We start from the raw sequence: 4,482 nt of genomic DNA on the forward strand, positions 1-4,482 counted from the left end.
GCTCGATCACTACCCACGCTTTGGCCAGATCGGCGCAGTTCTCAAGTCCGAGCGCTTTCACCGCGACTGCGTTACTGCCGGGATATCCCCCGAGAAGCCATGGTAGACCGAGCGCTCGCGTCTCGAGCACATATAGCAGGCTCGGCGAGAAGCCAGCGAGATCGACCACCGGGGTACCGACTTCAACGCCGGCCGCACGGGCCTGGGCTCTGGCCGTGGCCAGATAGTCGTGGAACGATTGCGAGAGCACCAGTTTGCTATCACCCGGCATGGGCATGACAGCGGTATAGGCGCGCACATCTTTCAGCTGACGATGCGGCTTCAGGATGCCACCATTGACAACTGATGCAGCGAGCAACTGTGCCACCACCATCAGGGGTAGCAGGGTGGCGACGCTGCGTCCCTGTTGCGCAAGAGGGCTCAGGAAAGCAACGACCGCGAGCATCCAGAACAAGGCGTCCCTCGCACCGACGCGCCAGTAATTGAGATTTGAGCCCAGTGCAAACAGGTGCGGCATTACCAAAAAGGTTAGCGCCAGAGCGATGCTGGTCGGAGTCTGGGTGCGCAGAAGCAATCCCTCACCATAGAACATCGCGCCAAGGCATGTGAAGGCTGACACCAGGAACAGGGTTGAGGGCTCGATGTTGATCGGATCGGTCCCCAGTAGCGCAATCGCTATTGTTACGATCAACGCCGCAGCGAGAGCCATCGATGCGAGCAACTTGTGCGTAGCCCCCATGAGAATGCTGAGCAGAACGGCTATCGCCGTTAGTACAGCGATGGCGACTTGCGAGCGGCTGGTGGTGATCCAGTCGATCCGAAACATGAGAGACACCTCGTGCCCGGCATCCAGCAGGATTTCCATCTCAGCACTGTTGATCATCCGGGTCACCATCCCGGTGATGCCGCCGTCGATTAAGTAGGCGGTCACGACCATTAGAGGGAGAGCGACCAGCGCGGCGCCAAGCATGGGCAGCAGCGAATTTCGGCGCAAAACGACGATATAGAGCACAATGACGAGGGCAATGGCCGCAGCGGTGGTCGGCTTGGCCATGAAGCAGCACCAGCCGCCAACGCCGACCAGGATCCACCCCAAGACCAGGCGCATGCGCCCTGGCCATTCGGCTAACAGCAAGCCGATCATCACCATCAAGAGCGATTGAAAGGCCAGTGTGTAATAGCTGGGGGTAAGCACCCAGAAGTAAGAGTCGCAAAATGTCAAGCTAGCGATCCCTGCCGATAGCACCGCCGCCTGCGGCCAGCCCGCTTTCCAGAGGCGCCGGATCACAAGGAAGCTGAGAATCCAGCCCAGCGCCATAGTAAGCGTGACGTTCGCCATGCGAAGCATTGCGATGTCGCCCCCCGCCCACTGATATGGCCAGTGATAGACGAAGCCGAAGAGGGTCGGCGGCATGTTGATTGCGTAGCCGAATGGATTCGCGATGTAGTTGAGGTAAAAACCTTCGTCGCTGAGAACGAGACCGTAACTGCTGTAGTATAGCAGCCAAGCGAAAAGGATTGCTGTGGTTATGGCAGACAGAGCCAGCAAAGTCCGATCCAGCAGGACCGATAACGTCCTTCCGTTGGCAAAGTGGTTATCTCTTGGCATAGGTCCCTTCCTGCCAACCTCGTACACGAGGCCCATTCCAATGGAGATTAGCCTCAAGGATTTTCTAACTGACCTGAGACCCGCAATCTCCTGCCAAAATTGGTAGAGTTTGTAATCTCGGAACGAGACGGAAATGAAGCCGAGCCGATTGAGCCGGGGCCAATACGACGGACGTGTGCCGCAAACACGGATAAGCAGCGCAACCCTCTATAAATGGCAGCCAAGATATGGCGGGCTCGACGTGTCCACCGACAATTTTTAAATGCCTGGTACAGTGTAGGGATTCGTAAAAGCCTTTCATAGGCGCGCCCAATGTCAAGGTTCGTATGAAAGAGGCTTTGCCGCTCGTGCGCATTTTTTGAATTTCCGCCATCAACGATCGAGCATCTTGTAATTGTCAAGGCTTTGGCGCCACTCTTCATCTACAGCGAGATGCAACAATTTGCGTCACGGTCAACTACCAGCGCCAATAGTTGATCTAGATGACAGAAACATGCCACTTGTCGGTCGATGGACGTTAGGCCCGTCAGCCCCACTTACGGCATCAAGATCAATCACAATCTGTTCGCCAACAGCCCTAATCGATGTGGCATGCTTTCTTCTCGAGCGGCGCAGTCTACGGTGGAGATTTTTCCAAAGCAGTCGACGAAGATTCGCAGCTTTCGGTACCGGTCAATCGACTTGGGTCTTTTCCCGCCTACCCGCTGGCGACACTCGAAGCAGAAGCGCGCCATCGTCTCTTGCCGCACCACGCCATACTCGACGTCCGCATCTTCGGTTATGCCGACTTCGCGATATCCCTCAAGAGCCGATTTTTACCCGCGGACTCTTGCTATCCCCATCTGTGTTCGGGCCACGCACAGCTACTCCCATCCGGACCGTCGAAATGCGCAAGATCAGTGTCGTCACTCCCTGCTACAACGAAGAGCTTAACGTTGACGGATGCTATCGCCAGGTGCGTGCGCTATTCGATGGGCCGCTCAAGCGGTACGACTACGAGCATATCTTTTGCGACAATTCATCGACGGACCGAACCTGTGACAAGGTACGGGCGATTGCCGCGTGGGATAGCCACGTCAAGCTGATCGTTAATTCGCGAAATTTCGGCCCGTTCGCAAACATTTTCAACGGTCTCACCGCGAGCTGCGGCGATGCGGTTGTTGTGATGCTGGCCGCGGACCTGCAGGACCCACCGGCAATCATGGTTGATTTCGTTCGGCTGTGGGAGCAAGGCTATGAAGTCGTCTACGGCATCCGCCAGCAGCGCGAGGAAGCATGGCTGCTGCGAACCAGCCGCAGGATTTTCTACCGTTTGGTGAACTCATTGTCTCCGTTCTTCATTCCAGAAAATGTTGGCGAGTACCAGCTGATCGATCGCGTCGTCGCCCAACATGTCATCAAGATGGATGACCACTTTCCGTACGTCCGCGGCATGATTGCCTATTGTGGATTCAAGGCAACGGGCGTCCCCTATACCTGGACGCGCCGCCGCCATGGTGTCTCCTCGTCGACCTTCGTGCGTCTGGTCGATCAGGGGCTGAATGGCATCATATCATTCAGCAACGTCCCAATCCGGCTGGTTCTCGCTTGCGGCTTTGCCGTTGCTGCTCTGAGCGTGCTCGCAACTCTGTGTCTGTTTATCATCAGCGCGCTCTACCATCGCGAGCTCGCTCCGCCCGGTATACCGCTGCTGATCATGATGGTGACGTTCTTTTTTGGCATCTTTCTGTTCGTGCTCGGGTTCATTGGAGAATATATCGTCGCGATCCATTCACAGGTACGCAAACGTCCTCTGGTTATCGAGCGGGAGCGCGTGAATTTTGTTCCAGCAGCGTCGCCCGTCGCCCCTCTGCTACCGGGACTCTCGGACCTGAAAGTCGAGCGGGCTGAGGGCCGCCTGGATCGCAATACGTTCTGGCGGCAAGCCTCCGGCAGGGCCGCGCTGGTCCGACAGTTACAACCAATGCTCAGAAAAGGAGGAGTGCATGCGGTTGAAATTGACGCGGACGAACTGCGGCTGCAGTTGACAAATGGAGCGCGATTCGTCTGGGATCCAGAGGATATGCGCACGGCGCCCAATATCGCTTTGCTCGATGGTGAGTATAAGCCACAGGAGCTGGTCGTCCTGTCGAATCTTACCAGGAAAGCCGCGGTAATTTTCGACGTAGGAGCCAACGTCGGCTGGTATGCAATTCACCTCGCAAGCACTGTCAACAAGACGAGCAGGATATTCTGCTTCGAGCCGGTTCCCTCCACACGCGCCAAGCTGATGCGCAATGTCCTTCTCAACGGGCTCGAAGATCGCGTTCGGATCTTCGACTTTGGGCTGAGCGATCAGAGTGGGACGACACAGTTCTTCCTGCCCGAAGTCTCCGGCTCCGTTGCCGCATCGGCTAAAAACCTTCATCCGGAAGAGCGAACCATTCAGGTCAGCGTTCTGCTCGAGAAGCTCGACGACATCGTTGAGCGAGAACAGATCGCGAGGATCGATCTGATCAAGTGTGATGTCGAAGGTGGCGAACTTCACGTGTTGCGTGGTGCGGCGCGGGTGATCGAGCGCGATAAGCCGGTCATTTTCCTTGAAATGCTGCGCAAATGTGCCCGCCAGCTCGACTATCATCCCCACGACATTATTCGTCTGTTGGCTGAAAGTGGATACCGGTGCTGGGCAGTCGGTGACCATCGCCTCCGTGAAATCGATGCCGTTGACGAGGAGACCCCCGAGACGAACTATGTGTTCCTGCACTCCGATCGCCGCGACGAATTAGCGGCCATCGCTGATGGAAGCATATTGTCTTTTTAGCCTAACTGACCGTGCCCCACGGGCTTAATCCAGTTTGAAGCTCGCTCTGGCCCAAGACGAGGACGAGAGG

Annotated in this window: 2 protein-coding genes; one reads left to right on the forward strand and one right to left on the reverse strand. The window is 56.5% G+C overall.

Going from position 1 to position 4,482, the window contains the following annotated elements; all coding sequences use genetic code 11:
- A partial coding sequence (locus CQ13_RS07350) for a hypothetical protein (protein ID WP_156433560.1) occupies window positions 1-1,609 on the reverse strand: 1,609 nt, incomplete at its 3' end.
- Between the two features lie 886 nt (window positions 1,610-2,495).
- On the opposite strand from CQ13_RS07350, the gene CQ13_RS40125 reads away from it, so the two are divergent.
- On the forward strand, window positions 2,496-4,412 hold the full coding sequence (locus tag CQ13_RS40125; protein ID WP_063800042.1) for an FkbM family methyltransferase: 1,917 nt from the start codon (window positions 2,496-2,498) through the stop codon (window positions 4,410-4,412).
- The last annotated feature ends 70 nt before the right edge of the window (window positions 4,413-4,482 follow it).

Source organism: Bradyrhizobium retamae (assembly GCF_001440415.1).
Lineage (GTDB): Bacteria > Pseudomonadota > Alphaproteobacteria > Rhizobiales > Xanthobacteraceae > Bradyrhizobium > Bradyrhizobium retamae.